This is a genomic window from Pusillimonas minor (assembly GCF_014237865.1).
Classification (GTDB): Bacteria; Pseudomonadota; Gammaproteobacteria; order Burkholderiales; family Burkholderiaceae_B; genus Neopusillimonas; species Neopusillimonas minor.
On sequence record NZ_JACJUU010000001.1, the window covers coordinates 108,223 to 130,478 of the forward strand.

Below are 22,256 nucleotides of genomic sequence, written 5' to 3' on the forward strand. Positions count from 1 at the left end.
CCCTATACCTGAACAGCTGCTGACAACCGCAACGATGGCGGCACCGACATACGCCGGTACAGGCGCCAGGCATTGGCAGCTACCGCCAACGACGACACCAGCATGGTGATGGCAGCCAACCACGGCTGGACATAACCCATGGCCGCCAATGGTGTCAGCAGCAAATGCCAGGCCATCGACCCGTAAAGACTTTGATTGGCGGTTCGACGAGTGGACAACACCAGCGCGTCGAGCTCGGTTTGTGTCAGGTCGGGGCGCTCGAGGGCTACGGCATGCGCGGCCGACACAGCTGTAGGCACAGACATAGCCAAAGCGCAGGGACAGCTGATAACCAGCAATGCCACGGTGACGGCCACGGCATGTTCGGGTGCATACGAAAGCCAGAAGGCACCCGCGGCAAAGGCCAGTGCCAATTGCGCAATGGTGAACCACAGCGCGACACGATCGGCGCCTGCCGACATTAGCGCGCGGGCCGACTCGATGTGCCGATGCACAGGGCCCGATTGTTTACCAGCCGGGCCGGCGGCCTGACGGGCGCAGAATTCCAGATAGCGGGCTGTGAGCAAAAAGGCCACAAACATGGTGACCGACTCGAAGTAGACTTCGCCCTGGTTGACCCAGGTGGCATAGGTGCTGGGAATGAACGCAGCCAAAATACCCAACGCCACCGGGACATCCATACTGACCGACGCCTGGCGCAGCCGCGCAAAAGCGCCCCGCCACACAGGCCAGGCACAGTACAACACTACGGGAACGGTAAGAACCAGACTAAGCCAGTTAAGCAACACAATGGCTTCGTCAAGGAAAGAGAGGTCTTCGGGGGACATGGGCCGGTGGCGCACATACCCCGGGAACGCGAACATCATGACTTGCATCATGCCGAGCCAGGCCAGCCCCAAACGCGCGAGCATGTGACGCCGGTCGTTGCGATCGGCATCGGACAAGTTTTTAGGGGGGGCGAATAGCGTCCAGGGTGACATGTTTAAAACCGTACATGAAAGATAGGTTTAGACGCTTGATCAAAATCAAGACCCGCTACAATGCAAAAACTTTGGCCTATAGGGCCTGATCACCGTTTTTATATTGTCACCATGAGCCATTCCGACCTTGTTAACGCGCCGCTGGGCCATGACGTTGTCTACCCCACAACTTACGATGCCTCTTTATTGTTCCCGATTGCGCGGGCCAACAACCGGGCCGGCCTGGGCAGCCTGCCGGCCTGGCACGGTGCCGACATCTGGACGGCCTACGAACTGTCGTGGCTAAATGCCAAGGGCAAACCCGTCGTGGCCATGGGCCGTTTTACCCTGCCCCACAGCACGCCCTTTTTAATCGAATCCAAGTCATTCAAGCTGTACCTGAATTCATTCAACGAGAGCCGCTTCGCGCACATTGAAGACGTCAAGCAACTGATGCAAAAAGACCTTGATGCAGCCAGTGGCGGGACAGTTCAGATTGAAATCGAACCTTTGCAAGCCGGCCTCGAAGTGTCTTGCCGCGCCATGCACGGCGAAAACATTGACGATATTGATGTAGAAATTACCCGCTACCAGCCCGCGCCCGACCTGCTGCAGTGCGACCGGGGGCAAATCGTTACCGAAACACTGACCTCTGACTTGTTGAAATCGAACTGCCCGGTAACCGGCCAGCCCGACTGGGGCAGCGTGCAAATTGAATACACGGGCCCCAAGCTAGACCGTGCTGCCTTGCTGAAATATATCGTGTCGCTGCGCCAACACAACGAGTTTCATGAGCATTGTGTTGAAAAAATGTACTGCGACCTTTGGCACCTGTGCGAACCCAGCGCATTACAGGTTTATGCGCGCTACACCCGTCGTGGCGGGCTAGACATCAACCCCTGGCGCAGCAGCAACCCAACGGCCCAGGTCTTGGTGCAACGCACGCCACGCCAGTAAGTAACTACCGCATTACTTTAAGCGCCGGCAAGGCGCTTAAAGAAACAGCCTGAACAAAGTGGCGACGCTTAGCCGCCACGTGCCGCGGTAGAGCGACCAATAACAAGGGCTGCTGCAGCCGCAATGACAAATGCCGCTGCACCACCCACCCATGGGCCCTTCACGTAGCCCAGGTCGAGCATGATGCCAAAGGCAAGCGGCGCCAGCGATGCGCCGACATCCATACCCGAATACACCAGGCCATACACCGTACCGGTGGCCCCTTTGGGCGTGATTTTGCGAATCAGCATGTCGCGCGAGGGTGTGGAAACACCGGCGCAAAAACCACCTGTGGCCACCACGACCATGGCCAGCCAGGGGGAGACAAGGCCCGATGCCAACACCACCAGCAACACACCCGCCAGCACCAGAGACCCGGCGATGGTGAGTTCGGTACGCGGATTGGCGCTAACAAGAAAACCGCCGGCGATCATGCCCAGTGCCGAAGCCAGCATATAGGCCGACAGCGCCGTACCCGCCAGCACGGCATCGATGCTGTAGACGTCGCCCAGCATGGGAATACTGTAATTTTGAACGGCCGACAGCGAAATGGACGTGAGTGCGAAAAAGAAAAACGCCCCCCACAATGCTGGTTGCCGAGCCAGCGTAGCGAGGGTCTGACCGACCGACTTGGACGCCAGCGACCCTTCTTTGTGGGCCTGACCGGCGGCATGCTCGACGTTTTTACCCGCCAGCAACTCGCGGCCTCGCCAGACAAACACCAGCACAACCGCCACCAGCGCGCCGGCGCCAATGGCCGCAACCCGCCAGTTGGCCAGGTAAATAAGCGCCGACATGAAGAGTGGCGTGAGCGCCCACCCCAGGTTGCCGGTAAAACCATGGGTACTGAACGCATGCCCCAACCGGCGCGCACTGACCCGATGGTTAAGAATGGAGTAGTCGACAGGATGAAACACGGAATTGCCAAACCCGCCAATAAGGGCTGCCAGCACCAGCATGGCATAACCGTTAGCGAGCCCGATGAGCATCCCGGCCACCACAAAACTGGCCAGCCCGAAACGCAACACAGGCGTGGGGCCGATACGATCAACAATAAAGCCCGACGACGCCTGCCCGACACCCGACGCCACAAAGAAAATCGCTACCAGCAGCCCCAACTGGCTGTAGCTGAAACCAAACTCGGTATTCAGTGCAATGAATAATGTGGGAAAAACAAGCTGGAAAAAGTGCGAGCAGGAATGCGCCGCACCGATAAGCGTGATGATTTTCCAGTCGCGACGCTGGATTTGTGGCGAGTCAGCGAAATGCTCGACGGTTGTTGTGGTCATGACGTTAGCAGAAACGAATAAAAACGATTGGGCTCGATCGGGTCATTCGCCCGATTTGGCGCGAATTTGCGGCCAGGCACGGCGCAAATAATAAAACATTGACCATACCGTAAGAATGGCGGCCACAATAATAAGTACCTGGCCCACCCAATGCAGGGGCACACCATACAAGGGTTGCCAAAACAGTAGGCACGGTATGGCGACCATTTGCGCTGCAGTTTTGAATTTACCCAACCAGTGCACGGCCACACTGCCGCTCGCGCCGATTTTGGCCATCCATTCGCGCAGCGCCGAAATTGTGATTTCGCGGCCAATAATAATCAGTGCGATAAACACGTCGACTCTCTGCAGGTCGAGCAAAACCAACAACGCTGCCGACACCATGAGCTTGTCGGCAACCGGGTCGAGAAAGGCGCCAAACGACGATGTTTGATTCCAGCGGCGCGCCAGCCAGCCATCGAACCAGTCGGTCAGGGCCGCAACAATGAACACCACGGCCGCCGCGGTATCGCGCACAGGTACCGACAGCCAGCTTTCGGGCACATAGTAAAACGCAACGAACAGCGGAATCATGACAATCCGCAGCCACGTCAGCATCATTGGGAAATTGGTCGGCATAGGCTCAATACTAACTTATCGCAAGGCGAAATAAATGCGTTCAGCCAGCTCGCCGGAAATCCCGTCGACTGACCGCAGGTCATCGATACTGGCGGCGGCAACCCCCGAAAACCCGCCAAAACGGGCCAGAAGCTTTTGCCTGCGCTTGGCGCCGACCCCGTCGATCTGTTCCAGGCGCGACACATTACGTGCTTTGGCGCGCTGCGCGCGCATACCCGTGATGGCAAACCGGTGCGCTTCGTCGCGAATTTGCGCAACCAGCATCAATGCCGCAGATTCTACCCCTAAAGCCACAGGCGGGCGGCCATCGGCAAACACCAGCGTTTCAAGCCCCACCTTGCGCCCCTCGCCTTTGGCCACGCCAACCAGCGCCTGGGTATCAAGCCCCAGCTCGGCAAACACCTGGCGCGCTACCTCGACTTGCCCTTTACCGCCATCAATCAACACAATACCCGGCATCTCGGCCTGCCCGTCGGCCACACGGGTAAAACGCCGGGTCAACACCTGGCGCATGGCGGCGTAATCGTCGCCAGGCGTAATGCCGGCAATGTTGTAGCGTCGGTACAGCGATGGCTGCATTTCGTGGTGACGAAACACAACGCAAGAAGCTTGCGTGGCCTCGCCTGCCGTATGACTGATGTCGAAGCATTCGATATGCAAGGCATCCAGTGCGGGCTCGTCTGTGTCCAGACCCAGCGCCTCGGCAAGCGCCAGAGTGCGCGCCGCCCGTGCGCCAGACTCGGTGAGCATGCGGGCCAGTGCCATTTCGGCATTTTTAGTAGCTTGCTCCAACCACGATTTGCGCACGCCCTGAGGGCGGGTCAGTATCCTGGATTTCGTTCCGGTTTGCGCGTGCAGCAAAGGCATGAGGTCGGGGTCTGACAACACGTGCGAGCAGACAATGACTGCGGGCATCGGACGATCGAGATAATGTTGCGCGACAAACGCCGACAGGACTTCGCCGGGTGCATCGCCGTCGGTGTGTGTGGGGAAAAAGGCCTTGTCGCCCAAATGACGGCCGCCACGAATCATCGCCAGATTGACACACACGCGCCCCCCGGCCACCACCACGGCAATCACATCCACATCGTCATTACCGATTTCTTCCATGGTTTGTTGCTGCAATACCCTGGCCAGGGCCCCCATCTGGTCGCGCAGCACCGCCGCCTCTTCAAACGCCAGTTGCTCTGAGGCCGCCTGCATGCGGCGCTCGATGTCGGCCATGACTTCGGATGCCTTGCCATCCAGAAAACGTACGGCGCGCTCGACATCGGCCTGATAGGCGTCGATGCTGATGGCCCCTACGCAGGGGGCCGAACAGCGGCCTATTTGGTTTAAGAGGCAGGGGCGCGACCGATGGGCATAAACACCGTCTTCGCACGTGCGCAAACGAAACACCTTTTGCAGAATCTGGATGGTTTCGCGTACGGCCCAGCTGTTGGGATACGGCCCGAAATACCGCCCTTTTCCGGCCGTGCTGCCCCGGTAATAGGCAATACGCGGGGCCTCGTGGCCACTGATGTGCAGGTACGGATACGACTTGTCGTCGCGGAACAAAATGTTGTAGCGGGGGTGCAGACGCTTGATAAGGTTGTTTTCAAGCAGCAGCGCTTCGGCCTCGGTGCGTGTCACCGTGACCTCGATACGGCTGACCCGCGCCACCATGTGGGCAATGCGCGGGCTTGCCAGATTTTTCTGGAAATACGACGACACCCGTTTTTTGAGGTCGCGCGCCTTACCTACGTACAAGACCTCGTCGTTTTCGTCGATATGACGATAAACGCCGGGCAAGTTAGGCAGGTCAGCCAGAAATGATTTCAGATTGAAGGTCTCGGGCATACTGATAACGGGCCTGACTTTGCAACGTGGCCCAGTCGGGCGACACAACGCGGGGCATGAGCGCGCGAATGCGTGCAATAGATGATTCTGACGGCGTATGCTCAAGCCGGCCCAACAGGTCGTCGGCCAGGTCCGGGCGATTGCATACCAGCACCATATCGCAACCAGCCGTCAATGCCGCCTTGGCCCGCGCCAGAATATCGCCGGCCACGGTGGCCCCTTCCATGGTCAGGTCGTCTGAAAACACCACGCCGTTATAGTTCAGGTGTTCGCGCAAGATCGTGTTGATCCAGAACGAAGAAAACCCGGCCGGGTTGGGGTCAACCTGCGAATAAATGACGTGCGCAGGCATAACAGACGGCAGCACCATATCGCCCAGCCAGCCATACGGGGCGGCGTCTTCACGCATGATGTCTTCCAATGGCCGGTCGTCGACGGGGATTTCGTGGTGCGAATCGGCTTGCACATAGCCATGACCCGGAAAGTGCTTGCCGCATGCGGCCATACCCGACAACATCAGGCCCTGAATAAGCGCGCGCGCCAGCATGGCCACGATTTGCGGTTCGCGATGAAACGCGCGGTCGCCAATGACCTGGCTGCCGCCGTAATCAAGGTCAAGTACTGGCGTAAAGCTCAGGTCAACCCCACAGGCGCGCAACTCGGCACCCAGCACATAACCCGTTTCGGTGGCCAGACGCATGGCGGCCAACGAATCGTCCATCCAGATTTCGCCCAGGCGGCGCATGGACGGCAAGGTCGTGAACCCGTCGGACTTGAAACGCTGGACACGACCGCCTTCGTGATCGACGGTAATTAGCAGCGGCTCGGTGCGTGCGGCATGAATGGCCTGGCATAACGCCGTCAATTGTTCGCGACTTTCGAAATTACGCGAGAACAAGATAACGCCGCCCACCAGCGGATGCTGCAAACGCTCAATTTCGTGGGCCGTCAGGGTACACCCCTGAACATCGACCATTAGCGGCCCGGGAGGCAAAATTGCTGCCATTATGAAGACTCCTGCTGCCCGGGGGCAGATTGTGTTTCGACCACCACAAACGCGGTGACCATATCTTTTTCGTCGCTGACCGACACGTGAGCGGCGCCAAAACGCGCCGCGTACCACGATGCCAGGGGTTCGTTCAGCCACACCTGGGGCTTGCCGCCCGGCGCGTTGATCACTTCCATGCGCCGCCAGCTCATGGGGCTGTGCATACCCAGCCCAATGGCCTTGGAAAACGCCTCTTTGGCCGCAAAGCGCGTGGCCAAATAGCGCATGCCACGCTGCAGGTCGCGAGACTTTCTTCGCTCAAACACCGGCCACTCGTGCTCGCCCAGAATGCGCCGGGCGAAACGGTCGCCATGGCGCCCATACGCCGCAACAATACGATCGACCCGGGCAATGTCGGTGCCAATGCCGGCAAGCGCCGCCGGAGCAACGGTTCTAGACACGTTCAAGCCTATTGCCCCTTGAAAACCGGGGGGCGCTTGGCCATGAACGCGGCCACGCCTTCGGCGTAATCATCGGTGTAACCCAGCTCGCGCATCAGGTCGCGTTCAAGGTCGAGCTGCTGGTCGAGTGTGTTGTTAAGGCTTTGGTTGATGGCCTGCTTGGCGGCGGCCAAGCCTTTGGTGGGTGCGGCGGCAAAATGGGCAGCCAGCGCATCAAGCCGCGCGTCGAACGCGTCGTCGGCCACGCACTCCCAAATGAGCCCCCACTGCTCGGCCTGACGGGCGGAGATTTTGTCGCCCAGCAATGCCATGCCCATGGCGCGCGCGCGCCCGACCAGACGCGGCAAAATATAGGTGCCGCCGGTATCGGGCAACAGGCCCAACCGGCAAAAAGGCTCGATGAAGCTGACCGACTCGCGGGCAATGATGATGTCGCCGGCCAACGCCAAATTGGCGCCGGCACCGGCCGCCACCCCGTTCACCCCCACAACCACCGGCATGGGCAAGGCGCGCAGACGCCTGACCAGCGGCGCATAATTCTTTTCAATGCTTTCGCCCAGGTCGACCCTGGCCTGCCCCGGCGTTGCCACACGCGCAGAAAGGTCTTGTCCGGCACAAAACCCGCGGCCGGCGCCTGTCAGCAAAAGCACACGGGCGCCCTGGCTTTCGACCTGGGTCAGCGCCTGACGCAAGGCTTCGTGCATCTCGGCCGTAAAGCTGTTGAGCTTGTCGGGGCGGTTTAATGTGATACGGGCAATGCCGTCTTGCAAGGTAAAAAGAATGCTGGAGTCACTCATGAGCGGTATCCGTCAGATCTTGATAAAGTGTTCGCGATAGTGTTTGAGTTCGTCGATAGACTCGTAGATGTCGGCCAGCGCCTCGTGGCGGCTTTTCTTGACAAAGCTTTTATACACTTCGGGTTTCCAGCGTTGCGCGAGCTCTTTCAGGGTCGAAACGTCGAGGTTCCGGTAATGAAAGAACGCTTCAAGGCGTGGCATATACTTGACCAGAAAACGGCGGTCCTGGCCCACCGTGTTGCCGCATAGGGGCGACTTGCCCGGGCTGACATGCTTGGTCAAAAAAGCCAGAAGCTCGGTTTCAGCCTCTTCTTCGTTAATGGTCGACGCTTTAACCTTATCGGTCAGGCCGCTTTTGCCGTGGGTGGACGTATTCCATTTGTCCATGGCGTCCAAAATTTCGGTCTTCTGGTGAATCACCATGACCGGGCCTTCGGCCACCAGGGTCAGGTCGGCTTCGGTCACTACCACAGCCGCTTCAATAATGCGTTCTTTTTCAGGGTCCAGACCTGTCATTTCCAGGTCAAGCCATACCAATCGCTGATCTTTATTAACCGCCATATAATCAATCCTTAAAACGCTGATTTTCGCATACCTGCGCGGAGCCTATGTTTACACTGCTGTTTCTGGTCTTTCTGTTTGCCGACATCGCCCTGCGCCTTTGGTTGGGTGTGCGTCAAATCCGGCACGTCGCGCGCCATCGCGGCGAAGTCCCGCCCGAATTCTCCGATCGTATCAGTCTGCGCAGCCATCAGCGCGCCGCCGACTATACCCATGGCAAGGTTCAAATCAGCCTGGTCGAAACCATCACCGAGGCTGCGGTGTTAATTGGCCTGACCCTGCTGGGCGGGCTGCAGTTCATCGATATCAAACTCGGGCAACTGATCGACCACGAAATGTGGCGTCAGCTGGCGCTTGTCGGCAGCATCGTACTCATTATGGGCGTTGTGGGCCTGCCCTTTACCTTGTGGCGCAAGTTCGGCCTCGAAGCCCGTTTTGGCTTCAATCGCATGTCATTCGGGCTATTTGTAAGCGACACCTTAAAAGGGCTGCTGGTGGCCGTTGTGCTGGGGCTGCCGCTGGCTGCCGGGGTGTTGTGGTTTATGGGCAATACCGGCGCCTACTGGCATTGGTGGGCCTGGGGGGCCTGGGTGGTGTTCAATATCCTGGTCATCTGGCTGTTTCCCACCGTTATTGCCCCGCTGTTCAATAAATTTACCCCGCTCAACGACCCCGAACTGGCCCGGCGCATTAACGCGCTGGCGCAGCGCTGCGGCTTTTCAATCAGCGGCCTGTTCGTCATGGACGGCTCAAAGCGTTCTGCCCACGGCAACGCCTACTTCACCGGCTTTGGCCGGTCGCGGCGCATCGTTTTCTTCGACACGCTGCTGTCAAAACTTACAGGCGATGAGGTCGAAGCCGTGCTGGCCCACGAACTGGGTCATTTCAAGTACCGGCACATTGCCAAGCGCCTGGTAATCAGTTTTATCCTGGCCCTGGTGTTTTTTCAGGTGCTGGGCTGGCTGTCGCAGCAAGTCTGGTTTTATACCGACCTGGGGGTAATTCCACAGCTGGGCCGCCCTAACGATGCCCTGGCCCTGATTCTGTTCTTCCTGGTCATGCCGGTGTTTACATTCTGGATCACCCCGCTGGTCAGCCTGATGTCGCGTCGCGACGAATTCCAGGCCGACCAGTTCGCGGCGCAGCAATCGTCGGCGCCGGCCCTGATTTCGGCCTTGGTCAAGCTGTACGACGACAACGCCGCCACACTAACGCCCGACCCTGTTCATTCGGCGTTCTACGACAGCCACCCACCCGCCGCCCTGCGCATCAAAAAGCTGAAGCATGCCCACTGAACCGACTGTCCAGGGGCGCGTCGTCGCCGTACATGGCCGCCACTACGGCGTCGAACTGTCCGACGGCCAGGTGCACAAGTGCTTTCCCCGCGGTAAAAAGGCCGATGCCGCTGTAGGCGACTATGTGCAGGTGCGCTTTCAGGGTAACGAAGAAGGTGTAATCGAAAAGCGGCTGGATCGTAAAAACCTGCTGTACCGGTCTGACGAAATGCGCACCAAGCAGTTCGCCGCCAACGTCGACTTGCTGCTGCTGGTTGTGGCCACAACGCCGGCATTTTCCGATGACCTGATCGGGCGTGCGCTGGTGGCAGCACGTGCTGCCGACATCGACACGATCATCGTTTTAAACAAAGCCGATTTAACCGAAAGCCTGGCCGAGGCGCGTGCCCGCCTGGCACCGTTTCGCGATGCAGGCGTACCCATTGTCGAGCTTAGCGCCCTTGATACCGCACAGACCAAAGCAAAACTGCTCGAACATATAGGCGGGAAAACCGCGCTGCTGCTGGGGCAAAGCGGCATGGGCAAATCTACCCTGCTTAATGCCCTGGTCCCCGACGCCGCAGCCCACACCCAAGCGCACTCGGTAGCGCTTGATGCCGGGAAACACACAACCACCGCCACACGGCTTTATCATCTGCCGCAAAGCGGCGACCTGATCGATTCGCCCGGTTTCCAGAATTTTGGCTTGTTTCACCTTGACCCCACCGCCATCGAGGGTGGGTTTGCCGAATTTGAGCCCTTTTTAGGGGACTGCCGTTTTTATAACTGCACGCATCGTCACGAACCGGGTTGCGCTATTTTGGCGGCCAAAGCTGCCGGCAACATCAAGCCCGAACGCCACGCGCTTTACGAGCGCATTTTGGCCGAGAACGAGGCGCAGCAGCGGTATTAGCTTTGGTAAAGCCGGCTGCCGCTGGCAGGCTTTTAAATACACCGATATCGACCCCAACACCGCAGCATGAAAACCGCCCGGTAGCTATTGGCCCGCGCCAAAAGCTTACCGGCCCGACATCAATTTATGGGCGGCGGCCAGATGGTGGTACAAATTACGCACCAGGGCTGCGGTTGCACCCCAAATAAAATACTGCCCCCAGGGCATTGAGTAATACAACCGTTGGCCACCGCCGGGCAGTTCGGCCCGATGCAGGCGGTGATTGGCCGGGTCCATCAGAAAGGCCAACGGCACCTCGAACACTTCGGCCACTTCGGTGGCGTCGGGTTTGAAGACAAAGCCAGGCTGCACCAAACCAATAACCGGCTCCATCGAAAACCCCGTAGCCGTCAGAAAACACGGGTGCGTGCCTATGGTTTGAACAAAATGCGGCTCAACGCCAATTTCTTCGTGGGTCTCGCGCAGGGCAGCCGCCAGGGCATTGGCATCGGTGACTTCGATGCGCCCGCCAGGAAAGCTGACTTGCCCGGCGTGGTCGTACAAATGGGCAGCGCGGCGAGTAAATATTACATTCAGCCCGCTGTCTCGTTGTACCAGCGGCATCAGCACCGCTGCCTGCACCACCTGGCTGAGCGCATCGGCATCGATACGGAAAGCGTCAGAGAACACCGGCTCGACATCCCACTGAACAGGCTGGGAAAAAGCTGCCTTGATGAAGTCGAGATGAAGGGCCTGTTCGGGCAACGGGCCAAGCGCCGAAAGCGGCGGCAACACCGGCTGGATTTGAGGATCAAACCCTGGCGTAATAATTTTGCGCTTGCGCGCCGGTAATGGCGGAGGATTTTCTGACATGACAAAAAACAAAGGCACCGCTCGGGTGCCTTTGCTTGACTGGCTTTACGCCAAAACTGACTTGCCTGCTTACGAAGCTACTTTGTCGGCTTTGCGAACCAGCTTTTCTTTGATGCGAGCAGACTTACCCGAACGGCTACGCAGATAGTACAGTTTAGCACGACGGACATCGCCACGACGCTTGACTTCGATGGAAGCGATTTGGGGCGAATACAGCTGGAAAGTACGCTCGACGGCTTCGCCGGACGAGATTTTGCGTACGATGAAAGAAGAGTTAAGGCCGCGGTTACGACGGGCGATAACAACACCTTCGTAGGCCTGTACGCGCTTGCGGTTACCTTCGACAACGTTAACGTTGACGACGACGGTATCGCCAGGAGCAAATACGGGCTTGGCTTCGCCGTTGGTAAGACGGGCGATTTCTTCTTGTTCAATTTGTTGGATGAGATCCACGGTAGGCTCCGATAAACATCATGAAAGGCGCATTGTTGTTTGGTGTGGGCAAAAGGCCAACAGCCTGTAAAACAGGGGTTGCCGGCCAACTTACCCAAGGTGCTGCTAACGCCGCCAGAGGATGCAAGTTGCAAAGCCCACGATTATATAGCCTTAGCCAAAAATTTGCAAAATAAACAGCAAGTTGCATGGCTATGCCTAGAAGCCGCCGGCGGCGCCCAACCACATTAAGCCCGGAATGGTGGCACCCCACAGGGCCACCAGAAAAATGTCGGCCAATATGGCACCACGGCTAAGCCTGGCCCCGCGCTTAAACCGCGCCGCACCACCCTGACTGAACCTGGACCCGGACGCTTTTGATACGTTGTTCATGCTAACCCCCTGATATAGACACATGGCGCAACACATTGGCGCGCACCAAATACTGTTTTTTCGTACAGCTAAATTTACTGTACAAAAAAACAGCTATGTGCGCAAGCAGTTTTACAACCCTGTGCAGCAACGGGTCTTGAAACCCGACGACTCCCCCGCAAGCCACTGTCGTATCTGCACCAACCCAACCCAACCCAACCCAGGCCAGGCCCGACCGAACCAGACACACAAGAAAAACCCCGCCGGGCACAAATGCCGGGCGGGGCTCAAGGCTTGGCAGCGGCAGGACAAGCCTGCCAGCTGCCGGGCAAAACGAGTTACAGCGCGTTGGCCAGTTCGGGGACGGCCTGGAACAGGTCGGCCACCAGGCCGTAATCGGCCACGCCGAAAATCGGTGCTTCGGCGTCTTTGTTGATGGCCACAATGACTTTGGAGTCTTTCATGCCGGCCAAATGCTGGATGGCCCCCGAAATACCGACAGCCACGTACAACTGCGGCGCAACAATTTTGCCGGTTTGACCCACTTGCCAGTCGTTGGGCGCATAGCCGGCATCAACGGCGGCGCGGGATGCGCCCAATGCCGCACCAAGCTTGTCGGCCAGCGGCTCGAGAATTTTGAAGTTTTCGGCGCTGCCCATACCACGACCACCCGACACCACAGCAGCGGCACCGGCCAGTTCGGGACGATCGCTTTTAGCCAGCTCGCGACCCACAAACGACGACAACCCGGAATCGGCGACAGCAGCGGCCGATTCGACAGTGGCCTGGCCGCCTTCGGCAGCGACGGGGTCGAAGGCCGTCGTACGCACGGTGATGATTTTGACGGCATCTTGTGATTGCACAGTGGCAATGGCGTTGCCGGCGTAAATGGGGCGTGTGAAGGTGTCGGCGGACTCGACCGAGATGATGTCGGAAATTTGCGCGACGTCGAGTTTGGCCGCAACGCGAGGCGCAACGTTTTTACCGTTGGCAGTTGCGGGGAACAAGATGTGCGAATAAGACGACGCCAATGCCAGGACCTGCGCGGCTACGTTCTCGGCAAGGGCTTCGGCCAGCGACGCACCGTCGGCGGCAATGACCTTGCTGACGCCGGCCGCTTTGGCGGCCTGCTCGGCAACGGCCTGAATGCCGGCGCCGGCCACCAGCACATGGACGTCTGTGCCGATTTTCTGGGCGGCAGCAATCACGTTGAGGGTTGCGCCCTTGAGTTGGGCATTATCGTGTTCAGCAATAACAAGTACAGACATGATCAAACCACCTTCGCTTCGTTCTTGAGTTTATCGACCAACGCAGCCACATCGGCCACCACGACACCGGCGGAACGCACAGGCGGCTCGGTGACTTTAAGGGTCTTCAGGCGCGGGGCAACATCGACACCCAGTTCGTCGGGCGTGACGGTGTCGAGCGGCTTTTTCTTGGCCTTCATGATATTGGGGAGCGTGACATAACGGGGCTCGTTCAGGCGCAGGTCGGTGGTCACGATGGCAGGCAATTTCAGCTCGATGGTTTCGAGGCCGCCGTCGATTTCGCGGGTTACCTTGGCCTTGTCGCCTGCAATTTCGACCTTGCTGGCGAACGTAGCCTGGGGCCAATCGAGCAGCGCGGCCAGCATCTGGCCAGTTTGGTTGGCGTCGTCGTCGATCGCCTGCTTGCCCAGAATAACCAGTTGCGGCTGTTCTTTGTCGACCAGGGCCTTAAGCAACTTGGCCACGGCCAAGGGCTGAAGTTCGACGTCGGTTTGTACCAACACAGAGCGGTCGGCGCCGATCGCCATTGCAGTACGTAAGGTTTCCTGGGCTTGTTGAGCGCCGCAGGATACGGCCACGACTTCTGTCGCCGCACCGCTTTCTTTAAGCCGGGTGGCCTCTTCGACGGCAATTTCGTCGAAGGGGTTCATCGACATCTTGACGTTGGCGATATCAACGCCGGTTTGATCGGACTTGACGCGTACTTTGACGTTGTAATCAACCACACGCTTGACAGGCACTAATACCTTCATCGAGCTTCCTCCGGGGAATTGAACATAGACCGCCCTGTTGCTATGCGCTATTTGGCACAGTGACACCGCAGCACTACTGAAAATTAAGAAAAACCTGACTATTCTACAACTTTGCCAGCACCTTCAAGTGGGCAACCACGCTTCGGCCCAAGGCCGACAGGCTGTAGCCCCCTTCAAGAAAGCTGACAATACGGCCCTGGGCGGAGTGTTCGGCAACCGACACGATTTGCTGGGTAATCCAGGCATAGTCGGCTTCGACCAAACCCAACTGAGCCAGCTCGTCTTCGCGATGGGCATCGAAACCCGCCGAGACAAAAACAAACTGCGGCTCAAATTCAAACAAATCAGTCATCCAGCGATCTTCGACCAGTTTCCTGACCTGCTCACCCGACGCATAAGCCTCAACAGGTATGTTTAACATATTTTTGGGCTGATTTTGAGTGTGTACGTTAGGAAAAATTGATTCCTGGAAAAAACCACACATCAAAACCCGCTCGTCGCCAGCGAACATTTCTGCGGTTCCGTTGCCATGGTGCACATCGAAATCGATAATTGAAATACGTTCAAAACCGTATTTTTCGAGTGCATACGCTGCAGCTACAGCAATATTATTGACAAAACAAAACCCCATCGCCAAGCTTGGGCGTGCGTGATGCCCCGGCGGCCGAACGGCACAAAACGCGTTTTGTGCATGGCCCGCCATAATGCTGTCGACCGCCAAAATGCCCGCACCAGCCGCCTTGCGCGCGGCATCAAGCGTATGCGGGTTCATTAGCGTATCGGGATCAATCTCGAAATACCCCGACTCGGGAACGCTTCGCTTTAAAAAAGACCAGTAATCCGTCGCGTGTACACGCAAAATGTCGGCATCGGTAGCGTCGGTAGACTGTTCGTGCAACAGCAGACCATCTATACCGCTGGAAAGCAACTGATCATTGATGGCGTCCAGCCGTTGAGGACACTCCGGATGCCAGTCTCCCATTTCGTGCAGGTGGCAAGCAGGATGAGTAATATATAGGGTCTGCATAAGGATGATTATGTTCAAAGCCGCAAGACTTTTGCAAGCCGCCCCCATTTTCGCATTTTTTACCGGCTGCGCTTCTGTACCCCCCGCTGTCAATACCGCCCAGGCCGACGCAGTCACGCCACGCCCCGAAACGTTCGCCCCCGCGCCATCCGTCGTGCAACCCAGGGCGCCGCAGGCGTCATCCATAAAAACCGGTCAGTCCGTCCCGGGCGTGGGCGCCTTCACCACACCCGAAGGCCATTTGCAGCCCGATATTCAAGCGTATGCGCGTGAAGTCGCCGCTACCCGCCATGTCCCTCTGGCACACGTCGAAAAACTGCTGCTTCTGGCGCGCTTCGATCCGCAGGTTGCCCGCCTCATGACACCTTCGGGCAAACGCATCAAACGCAGCTGGGTAACGTACCGGCAGCGCTACGTCGAGCCCGTCCGCATCAAGCAAGGTGTGGCGTTCTGGCAAAGTTACAAAACAGAAGTAGACCGCGCCGCAGCGCAGTACGGCGTACCACCGTCCATACTCGTTTCAATTATTGGTGTCGAAACCCTGTACGGGCGCTACACCGGGAGCTTTTCGGTGCTCGACGCGCTGGCGACGCTGGGGTTTCGCCACCCCGACGTCAATCGCCCCGAGCGCAGCCAGCTGTTTCGCGACCAACTGGCCGACCTGATCGAGCTCGATTACCGTGGCGAACTGAACGCCACCACGGCCACAGGCTCGTTTGCCGGCGCCGTCGGGCTGCCACAATTTATGCCGGGCAGTTTGCGCCGGTTTGCCGCCGATGGCGACAACGACCGGCGCATCGACCTTTACGACAGCGTCCCCGATGCACTGGCTTCGGTGGGCAAATTTTTACGCCTGCACGGCTGGGAACCCGGGCTACCGGTATTTGCACCCGTGCAGCTACCGCAAAATGCCGCACAATGGGTTGACGGCGGGCTTAAACCCACGCTGCGCTGGCAGCAACTAGAACAGGCCGGCGCCTACGTTGCCCGAAGCCCTCGCACAACCATGGCCTGGGCCCAGCACCCGGTAGGGGTTATCGACTTGCTCGACGAACCGCGCGGCCTGGCCGAATACCGCGTGGCCACCCCAAACTTTTTTGCACTGACCGAATACAACCGCAGTTATTTTTATGCGACCTCGGTGGCAGAGCTTGCCCAAGCGCTGGCCGACCAGATGGGCTATGGTGCGCCCGACGGCACCCCCGCGCAATAAACAAAAAACAAGCGCGGGGGTTAACGTGAAAGTGTTGGGTTAAAGCTAAGGCGCCGGGTTGAATACACCCGTCGATAAATAGCGGTCGCCCCGGTCGCACACTATGAACACAATGGTGGCGTTTTCGACACGGGCCGCTACCCGCAAAGCCGCGACCAACGCACCCGCCGCAGAAATACCGCCAAAAATGCCCTCTTCGGCAGCCATGCGCCGTGCCATGGTTTCGGCTTCGGCTTGTTCGATCAGCTCGAAGGCATCGACCTTGGCCGGGTCGTATATTTTGGGCTGATAAGCCTCGGGCCACTTGCGAATGCCCGGAATTTGCGAGCCAGGGGCAGGCTGTGCGCCCACCACCTGGATAGCCGGGTTTTGGGTACGTAAATAGGTGCCCACCCCCATAATGGTGCCCGTGGTCCCCATGGCGCTGACAAAATGCGTGATTTCACCGCCCGTTTGCTCCCAGAGCTCGGGGCCTGTGGACTCGATGTGTGCACGGAAATTGTCGGGGTTGGCAAACTGATCGAGCACTTTGCCCTTGCCTTCGGCCTGCATCTGCATGGCAAGGTCGCGGGCATATTCCATACCGCCTTCGCTGGCCTTGGTCAGAATAAGCTGTGCACCGTACGCCGTCATGGAGGCGCGGCGTTCGAGCGACAGGTTGTCGGGCATGATGAGAATCATCTTGTACCCGCGAATAGCGGCCGTCATGGCCAACGCAATGCCGGTGTTGCCGCTGGTGGCTTCAATCAGCGTGTCGCCCGGCTTGATTTCACCCCGCTCTTCGGCGCGGCGGATCATGGAGCTGGCCGCACGGTCTTTGACCGAACCCGCCGGATTATTGCCTTCGAGTTTGGCCAGAATGACGTTGCCACGGCTGTCGCCCAATGCACCCGGAATACGCTGCAGACGAACCAGGGGGGTGCTACCGATGGTGTCTTCGATGGTCATGTATGTTTTCATAGCCGAAATCATACACCGGCGCCCAGCCCCTGCCGCAAGCGCCTTAACGGATTTTATGCCCCCCTTTCGGGGCGGCTGTATTCACCGGGCTTTTTTCCCGGCCGGCAGGCTCAGCCGCACTCAAGCCACCCTGCACCGTCAAGCCCGCCGACCGCAGCGACGCCACTTTGGCCGGGCCGATACCTTTCACGCGATCAGACAGGTCGTCAAACGATTCGTAACGACCACCACGGGTTCGCTCATCAATGATCGTACGCGCCGTCTTGGGACCTATCCCCTTAATGCCTTCGAGCTGCGAGACATCGGCTGCGTTCACATCAACTGCGTAGACCGTATTGGCAAAGGCCGAGCCTAGCAACACAAGACACACGCCGGCCTGCATGACCGCCTTTCTTAACGTCGTACCAGATGACACTGTCGATTCGACTTCTGGACCTGACGACGGCTGCAATTCGGCGTCTGGTTCAGGCCAGGCGCCGCGCTGATCTGCGGCTACCGGCACTGCAACGGTAGATTCTGTAAACGGATTCATGACACCCCCAAGAAAAAAGACACTGAAGAAAAACTTCAGTGTCTATCGTGGGGCAAATGGGGAAAAACCGGCAGACGTACTGAACGAAAATGTCAGTGCGTAAAACTACGGCATTGCCGTTGGTTCACGCGAAACAAACGAACACGGGCAAGCCTGCCAGGCAATTAATTTACCTACAGGCGCCCATTTTTGAGCATAGCGCGTACATATGCCGCCACACCGGTTTGCACGTCGGTAAACGGCTTGTCGTAACCCGCAGCGCGCAATTGCGATAAGTCGGCCTGCGTGTGACTTTGATATCGCCCTTTAAGGTCTTCGGGGAACGGAATGTAATGGATGTATTGCTGGTCGACCAGGTCGCGCAACGAAAGCTCGGCCTCACCCTTTTCGGCACGCATGGTATTGACCACTGCCGTCGCAACATCATTAAATGGCTGCGCACGCCCGGTGCCGCAATTGAAAATGCCCGACACCTCGGGGTGATCGAGAAAGTGCAGGTTTACAGAAACGACATCGTCAATAAAGATAAAGTCACGCTGCTGCCCACCATCGGGGTAGCCGTCCCAGCCGCCAAACAGTCGCACATGGCCTTCGGTGCGGAACTGGTTCATGTTATGAAAGGCCACCGACGCCATGCGCCCTTTGTGTTGCTCTTGCGGGCCGTACACATTGAAATAACGCAACCCCACCACAGGCGCCTTAAGGCGCTCGAGGTGACGGCGCAATACCTGGTCGAACAGAAACTTTGAGTAGCCGTAAACGTTCAGCGGCGACTCGTACAAAGGATTCTCGACATAGACCGGCCCGGCACCGTACACCGCCGCCGAAGACGCATAGATAAAAGGTACCTTGTGCTGTTGGCACCAGCCAAAAAGTTCGAGCGTTACCTTGTAGTTGTTGTCCATCATGTAATGGCCGTTACGCTCGGTGGTATCGGAGCAGGCCCCCTGATGGAAAACGGCCTCGATGCCGGAAAGACGCCCGGCTTGCAACTGCTGCCGGAAATCGTCTTTATGCAAATAATCGGCAATATCCAGGTCGACCAGATTGCGGAATTTATCGCCTTCGGTCAGGTCGTCGACCACCAAAATATTGGTAATGCCGCGCGCATTAAGGCCTTTGACAATATTGCTGCCGATAAAGCCGGCGCCGCCTGTCACAATAATCATTCGAGTTCTCCTGCGGTAACTACCGATGTCCCTAGTTTGCCCACGGCGACGCCGCCGGCCCGATTTGCCCACCGCACGGCATCGTCCCACCCCAAGCCGGCTGCCCGCATAACGGCCAACGTCGCCAGGACGGTGTCTCCGGCCCCAGAGACGTCGAACACTTCGTGTGCCATGGCATCAACGTGAAAACGATGGCTGTCCTGAAACAAGGTCATGCCTTGTTCGGAGCGCGTAACCAGAAGCGCCTCGAGCCCGAGCTCTTGACGCAGTTTTTGCGCCCGGGTTTCAAGCTCATGCTCCGACGTCCACCGCCCTACGGCATCTTGCATTTCGGCCCGGTTGGGCGTGATGATGGTCGCCCCCTGGTAGCGCTGATAAGCGTGCCCTTTCGGGTCGACGAATACCGGTTTGCCTTGCGCACGCGCCGCCTGAATGAGGGGTTCGACCTGCGCCAGCACGCCCTTGGCGTAATCGGACAAGACGACGACGTCGTGATGCGCCAGCTGCGCCGAAAACAAGGCATGAATTTGGGCCAGGCTGTTGACCGAAGGCTGCTCTTCGAAATCGATGCGCAACAATTGCTGCTGACGACCCAGCACGCGCATTTTAAGCGTGGTGTGCAGCAAAGGATCGACCACCAATCGCGCAGTAATGCGGTCTTCGGTCGACAGGGCTTCAACCTTCAGCCCGGCCTCGTCGTCGCCCACCACGCCCAGCAAGGTCGCCTGAGCGCCCAGGGCAACAATGTTGCGGGCGACGTTCGCCGCACCACCCAGCCGGTCTTCACGGCGGGCGACACGCACAACGGGCACCGGCGCTTCAGGCGAAATGCGCTCGACCTCGCCAAACCAGTAGCGATCGAGCATGATGTCACCGACAACCAGTACGCGTGCGCGCTGGACATCGGCAGCGGGAAATGTAGTCATCGAATTTCTTCCAGACGTCGGGGGGGGTAGGTCTCCCAGGCATTACACCCCGGACATTGCCAATAATAATGACGCGCCTCGAACCCGCAATGGCTGCAGGCATAACGATCAAGGCGCTGTGTATGTTTGTGAATGAGACTGCGCAACAGGCTCAGGTCGGCATCGGGCGCGATGGCGGCACCTGTTTTTGGGGTGTCGTCGCTGGCAAGCTCGGCCTCGAGCAGCCGGTCTAGCCCCAGCAACGACGGGTGAGCGCGAAGCGCCTCGCGTGCAAATGCCCAGGCGGGCACGTACCCTTCTTGAAAACGTAATTCGCGAAACACAACATTGAACATGTCGAGCGTAGGATGACGCATGTAATGCGCCTTGAGCAACGCCAGCGCCTGAGCCGCCTGACCCGTGGCGCGACACACGTTAAGCAGGTCGTTGGCCACCAGTCCTGCATACTCGGGCGCCTGCACCAGCACGGCTTCTAGCCAGGCACGCTCTTGGGCGGGTTGCCCAGACGCACGCGCCACAGCGGCGCGCAACATGGCAATACGAGCCTGCGATGCTTGACTGAAATGTTTTTCGGCCAGCGCGTTGGCCGCGTTATCGGCAGCATCGAGCGCCGCAATGGCCGCGTCGATTGCGGGTGGCCTTGAAGCCAACGCCGTTTGGGCTTGTTCGCACTGGTAATGCACCAATTGCGGGACCGGCTCGTCGACCAGGGCCCTGAGCCGCTTGACCGCTTCGATCGCTTTGGGCCAGTCGTGTTCAGATTCGTAGATGCGAATCAGTGCACGCACCGCCGGCACTGAATAACGCGCCGTATTTTGCACCTGCAAAAATGCCTGCTCGGCGCGATCGAGCATACCGGCCTTCAGGAAGTCTTGCGCCAGTTCGTGCTGGGCATGTTCGCGTTCGGCCTGGGGCAAGTCGGCCCGGGCAAGCAGGCTTTGATGCACACGAATAGCACGTTCCATTTCGCCGCGCCGGCGAAACAAGCTACCCAGCGCAAAATGCAGCTCGGTGGTTTCGGGGTCGAGCTTGGCGACTTCGACAAAAGCATCGATAGCGCGATCGGGCTCTTCGTTGAGAATGAAGTTCAGACCCTTGAAATAAGAGTCGGGCAAGCTACGGGTTTCGGACAGCATCTGGCGGATGTCGACGCGCGCAGCGACCCACCCCAAACCGAAAAGTACCGGCAGCGAAATAAGCCACCACGGTTCAAAGTCCATGAATCAGGCCTCGGGAACAACAGGCTTTCGGCCCGGGTTTAAAGGGGAGACAGCGGCGCAACGGCGTCGGGGGAAACGGGCGCATGAGCCACTTCGGGTGCGGCGGCCGCCTGAAGACGAGACACCTCGCGCTCGAGGCGCTTGATTTCGCGGCGACGACGCAACATGGCCGGCACAATGGCCAGCAGGGCAAACAACACACCCACCACAAAGGCCACCAGCATCACCACAATAAGCGGCACGCCGGTAACAACATGATCGGCATAAAAATTAACATCGACCGGGCCTGTGTTTTTAAGCGCAAACAACAATACGACAATAAACACAACCAAGCGTAACGCCCATACGAGGTATCGCATGACTGAACTCCGAAAATCAGGAATGCCCAATTGTAATGGGAATAATGACCCCGAAAAAACAAAACCCCCGGCTTTTTGGCCAGGGGTTTTGTTTGATACGACACAAACGCGGCGTCAGCCGTGCATGATGCGATCGAATTGATGGTCTAAGGTGAACTCGGCAGATTCGTCATTTCTACGGCCTTCTTGCTCGAATGCCGCATCGACACGCTCGCGCAGTTCTTTACCGGCTTTGAAGTGAGGCACCTGTTTTCCGGGCACCATGACTTTTTCGCCAGACTTGGGGTTACGCCCCACGCGCGGTGAACGGGTCGATAACGAAAAACTGCCAAAGCCACGGATTTCGATGCGCTGGCCGTTGGACAAAGCCTGGGCCATGGCATCGAGCACCGTTTTGACGGCGAGATCGGTGTCCCGCAGCGCAAGCTGCGGGTACCGGCTCGCCAGAATGGCGATCAGCTCTGACTTAGTCACACCAA

General features: G+C 58.3%; 25 protein-coding genes. 4 read left to right on the top strand and 21 right to left on the bottom strand.

The genetic code is table 11. The annotated features are described in order from the left end of the window. Window positions 1-2 precede the first annotated feature (2 nt). Window positions 3-980, bottom strand: a complete 978-nt coding sequence (locus tag GTU67_RS00540) for a P-type ATPase actuator domain-containing protein (protein WP_185778250.1) — start codon at window positions 978-980, stop codon at window positions 3-5. Window positions 981-1,091: 111 nt separating this feature from the next. Here GTU67_RS00540 and queF point away from each other — a divergent pair, with 111 nt between their 5' ends. After that, window positions 1,092-1,916: an NADPH-dependent 7-cyano-7-deazaguanine reductase QueF gene (gene queF / locus GTU67_RS00545; RefSeq protein ID WP_185778251.1), complete on the top strand. Its 825-nt coding sequence runs from the start codon at window positions 1,092-1,094 to the stop codon at window positions 1,914-1,916. 68 nt (window positions 1,917-1,984) lie between these two features. Here the strand turns inward: queF and GTU67_RS00550 are convergent, their stop codons facing one another. The 7 genes from GTU67_RS00550 to orn are packed head-to-tail and all read right to left on the bottom strand — an operon-like array spanning window position 1,985 to window position 8,508. Beyond that, window positions 1,985-3,244 (bottom strand): MFS transporter, encoded by a 1,260-nt coding sequence (locus GTU67_RS00550; protein ID WP_185778252.1) that lies wholly within the window; start codon window positions 3,242-3,244, stop codon window positions 1,985-1,987. A gap of 42 nt (window positions 3,245-3,286) precedes the next feature. Continuing rightward, window positions 3,287-3,862, bottom strand: coding sequence for a CDP-diacylglycerol--glycerol-3-phosphate 3-phosphatidyltransferase (gene pgsA, locus GTU67_RS00555; RefSeq protein WP_185778253.1), 576 nt, complete (start codon window positions 3,860-3,862; stop codon window positions 3,287-3,289). Between the two features lie 15 nt (window positions 3,863-3,877). Beyond that, window positions 3,878-5,701: an excinuclease ABC subunit UvrC gene (gene uvrC, locus GTU67_RS00560; protein ID WP_185778254.1), complete on the bottom strand. Its 1,824-nt coding sequence runs from the start codon at window positions 5,699-5,701 to the stop codon at window positions 3,878-3,880. Beyond that, the gene (gene nagZ, locus GTU67_RS00565) at window positions 5,664-6,707 is read right to left on the bottom strand and encodes a beta-N-acetylhexosaminidase (protein ID WP_185778255.1); all 1,044 of its coding nucleotides are present in this window, start codon (window positions 6,705-6,707) and stop codon (window positions 5,664-5,666) included. Before nagZ ends, uvrC begins: the two co-directional genes overlap by 38 nt. After that, on the bottom strand, window positions 6,707-7,150 hold the full coding sequence (gene acpS / locus GTU67_RS00570) for a holo-ACP synthase (RefSeq protein WP_346726941.1): 444 nt from the start codon (window positions 7,148-7,150) through the stop codon (window positions 6,707-6,709). The genes nagZ and acpS overlap by 1 nt, the downstream gene beginning before the upstream one ends. Before the next feature lie 8 nt (window positions 7,151-7,158). Further along, entirely contained in the window at window positions 7,159-7,947 is a 789-nt protein-coding gene (gene paaG / locus GTU67_RS00575) for a 2-(1,2-epoxy-1,2-dihydrophenyl)acetyl-CoA isomerase PaaG (RefSeq protein WP_185778256.1), read from the bottom strand. A gap of 12 nt (window positions 7,948-7,959) precedes the next feature. Further along, window positions 7,960-8,508, bottom strand: a complete 549-nt coding sequence (orn, locus tag GTU67_RS00580) for an oligoribonuclease (protein WP_185778257.1) — start codon at window positions 8,506-8,508, stop codon at window positions 7,960-7,962. 47 nt (window positions 8,509-8,555) lie between these two features. On the opposite strand from orn, the gene GTU67_RS00585 reads away from it, so the two are divergent. Continuing rightward, the gene (locus GTU67_RS00585; RefSeq protein ID WP_185778258.1) at window positions 8,556-9,803 is read left to right on the top strand and encodes a M48 family metallopeptidase; all 1,248 of its coding nucleotides are present in this window, start codon (window positions 8,556-8,558) and stop codon (window positions 9,801-9,803) included. Next, complete coding sequence (gene rsgA / locus GTU67_RS00590; RefSeq protein ID WP_185778259.1) at window positions 9,793-10,695, top strand: ribosome small subunit-dependent GTPase A; 903 nt, start codon at window positions 9,793-9,795, stop codon at window positions 10,693-10,695. The genes GTU67_RS00585 and rsgA overlap by 11 nt, the downstream gene beginning before the upstream one ends. A 105-nt stretch (window positions 10,696-10,800) precedes the next feature. Here rsgA and GTU67_RS00595 read toward each other — a convergent pair whose 3' ends face one another. From GTU67_RS00595 to GTU67_RS00620, 6 genes are all read right to left on the bottom strand, one after another. Then, window positions 10,801-11,547, bottom strand: a complete 747-nt coding sequence (locus GTU67_RS00595; RefSeq protein WP_185778260.1) for a CoA pyrophosphatase — start codon at window positions 11,545-11,547, stop codon at window positions 10,801-10,803. Between the two features lie 69 nt (window positions 11,548-11,616). Further along, window positions 11,617-12,000, bottom strand: a complete 384-nt coding sequence (rplS, locus tag GTU67_RS00600; RefSeq protein ID WP_185778261.1) for a 50S ribosomal protein L19 — start codon at window positions 11,998-12,000, stop codon at window positions 11,617-11,619. A gap of 198 nt (window positions 12,001-12,198) precedes the next feature. Continuing rightward, window positions 12,199-12,372, bottom strand: coding sequence for a hypothetical protein (locus GTU67_RS00605; protein WP_185778656.1), 174 nt, complete (start codon window positions 12,370-12,372; stop codon window positions 12,199-12,201). A 317-nt stretch (window positions 12,373-12,689) separates the two neighbouring features. After that, window positions 12,690-13,619 (bottom strand): electron transfer flavoprotein subunit alpha/FixB family protein, encoded by a 930-nt coding sequence (locus tag GTU67_RS00610; protein ID WP_185778262.1) that lies wholly within the window; start codon window positions 13,617-13,619, stop codon window positions 12,690-12,692. Between the two features lie 2 nt (window positions 13,620-13,621). Next, window positions 13,622-14,371, bottom strand: a complete 750-nt coding sequence (locus GTU67_RS00615) for an electron transfer flavoprotein subunit beta/FixA family protein (protein WP_185778263.1) — start codon at window positions 14,369-14,371, stop codon at window positions 13,622-13,624. Window positions 14,372-14,474: 103 nt separating this feature from the next. Beyond that, on the bottom strand, window positions 14,475-15,398 hold the full coding sequence (locus tag GTU67_RS00620; protein WP_185778264.1) for a histone deacetylase family protein: 924 nt from the start codon (window positions 15,396-15,398) through the stop codon (window positions 14,475-14,477). 10 nt (window positions 15,399-15,408) lie between these two features. Here GTU67_RS00620 and mltB point away from each other — a divergent pair, with 10 nt between their 5' ends. After that, window positions 15,409-16,611: a lytic murein transglycosylase B gene (gene mltB / locus GTU67_RS00625; protein WP_185778265.1), complete on the top strand. Its 1,203-nt coding sequence runs from the start codon at window positions 15,409-15,411 to the stop codon at window positions 16,609-16,611. 45 nt (window positions 16,612-16,656) lie between these two features. Here mltB and cysM read toward each other — a convergent pair whose 3' ends face one another. The 7 genes from cysM to GTU67_RS00660 form a co-directional block, all read right to left on the bottom strand. After that, window positions 16,657-17,571, bottom strand: a complete 915-nt coding sequence (gene cysM, locus GTU67_RS00630) for a cysteine synthase CysM (protein ID WP_185778266.1) — start codon at window positions 17,569-17,571, stop codon at window positions 16,657-16,659. Between the two features lie 43 nt (window positions 17,572-17,614). After that, a complete protein-coding gene (locus GTU67_RS00635; protein ID WP_185778267.1) occupies window positions 17,615-18,103 on the bottom strand; it encodes a ComEA family DNA-binding protein in 489 nt (162 codons plus the stop codon). A 173-nt stretch (window positions 18,104-18,276) separates the two neighbouring features. Next, on the bottom strand, window positions 18,277-19,272 hold the full coding sequence (gene rfaD / locus GTU67_RS00640) for an ADP-glyceromanno-heptose 6-epimerase (RefSeq protein ID WP_185778268.1): 996 nt from the start codon (window positions 19,270-19,272) through the stop codon (window positions 18,277-18,279). Continuing rightward, on the bottom strand, window positions 19,269-20,198 hold the full coding sequence (rfaE1, locus tag GTU67_RS00645; RefSeq protein WP_185778269.1) for a D-glycero-beta-D-manno-heptose-7-phosphate kinase: 930 nt from the start codon (window positions 20,196-20,198) through the stop codon (window positions 19,269-19,271). The genes rfaD and rfaE1 overlap by 4 nt, the downstream gene beginning before the upstream one ends. Then, window positions 20,195-21,418 (bottom strand): lipopolysaccharide assembly protein LapB, encoded by a 1,224-nt coding sequence (gene lapB, locus GTU67_RS00650; protein WP_185778270.1) that lies wholly within the window; start codon window positions 21,416-21,418, stop codon window positions 20,195-20,197. The genes rfaE1 and lapB overlap by 4 nt, the downstream gene beginning before the upstream one ends. A gap of 38 nt (window positions 21,419-21,456) precedes the next feature. After that, a complete protein-coding gene (locus GTU67_RS00655; protein WP_185778271.1) occupies window positions 21,457-21,777 on the bottom strand; it encodes a LapA family protein in 321 nt (106 codons plus the stop codon). Between the two features lie 114 nt (window positions 21,778-21,891). Next, window positions 21,892-22,251: an integration host factor subunit beta gene (locus GTU67_RS00660; RefSeq protein WP_185778272.1), complete on the bottom strand. Its 360-nt coding sequence runs from the start codon at window positions 22,249-22,251 to the stop codon at window positions 21,892-21,894. Window positions 22,252-22,256: the final 5 nt, after the last annotated feature.